Raw genomic sequence first — 1,020 nt, forward strand, 5'->3', positions numbered from 1 at the left:
GTCGCTTTTCATGGCGTCATGCTTGCCCATGGAATCCTTCTTCATAGTGTCAGACTTCATGGTGTCGGTTTTCATCGCGTCTTGCGCAAAAGAAACCGGCGTGAAAGATATAGCGGCAAGCAGGGCGAGCGCCGGAAGGACGATGATGTTCTGTTTGATAGTCATGACGATACTCCTGTTCATCTGGGCGCCAGCGGCGCGTAACAGGAGGAGTTTCGACAGACAGAGGCAAATGGTTACACCGATCACGGCGATGTGATCGCCTCAACGGAAGTTGTAACCTTTTCGGCTTCTTTCACGAATATGCCGGTGATTGGGAGTTGTAACCTGACCTATTCGAACGAAGAGAGGTTGAAAAAACTGATGATATTGGCGCTCGACGGAGATAAGGCAGCCTATCGGACCTTGCTTGAGGATTTGTCGCGCCGGCTGAAACCATACTTTCTACACCGTCTTTTCGGCGATAAATCGCAAGCGGAAGACCTCATTCAGGAGACTTTGCTGGCGATCCATACCCGACGCATAACCTATGATCGAGGCATGGCGTTTCTGCCTTGGGTGAATGGAATTGCACATCACAAGCTTGTCGATCATCTACGCCGTCACGGGCGTGAGACTGCTACACCTCTGGAAGAAGATGTTACTGTGTCCGATGACGCCGAAGCCACCGACGCGCGGATGGACGTAGACAGGATGTTGAGCGGTGTTTCCGAACGCACCGCAGGTTTGATCCGCAAAGTAAAAATCGAGGGACAATCCATAGATGAAGCCGCTCGTGACACCGGCATGAGCCAGAGCGCGGTCAAAGTCGCCATCCACCGCGGTCTTGCAACACTAGCGCAAAGATTTGGAGGTAAAGGGCGTGACCGATGATCTGATCGACAAGCTGACAGCAGATATCAAACCAGTTGGTCCTCACGCAATGCGCCAGCTTTTCATGCGTTATGCCACGGGAGGCGTTGCAGGCGGGCTTGCAATTATGCTGGTTTTCCTCGGCGTGCGTCACGATATGTTGTTGGC

3 protein-coding genes are annotated in these 1,020 nt (G+C 52.6%); 2 read left to right on the plus strand and 1 reads right to left on the minus strand.

Features of this window, described 5'->3' with window-relative positions:
• On the minus strand, positions 1 to 165 hold a 165-nt coding region (locus FHW03_RS25965), incomplete at its 3' end, for a pentapeptide MXKDX repeat protein (protein WP_182523286.1).
• Between the two features lie 198 nt (positions 166 to 363).
• Between FHW03_RS25965 and FHW03_RS25970 the strand changes: the two genes are divergently transcribed.
• Entirely contained in the window at positions 364 to 873 is a 510-nt protein-coding gene (locus FHW03_RS25970; RefSeq protein WP_182523288.1) for a sigma-70 family RNA polymerase sigma factor, read from the plus strand.
• Positions 863 to 1,020: NrsF family protein (locus FHW03_RS25975; protein WP_182523287.1), on the plus strand; the 158-nt coding region annotated here is incomplete at its 3' end. The genes FHW03_RS25970 and FHW03_RS25975, both read left to right, overlap by 11 nt.

The sequence above is a fragment of the Ochrobactrum sp. RH2CCR150 genome, assembly GCA_014138095.1.
Lineage (GTDB): Bacteria > Pseudomonadota > Alphaproteobacteria > Rhizobiales > Rhizobiaceae > Brucella > Brucella gambitense.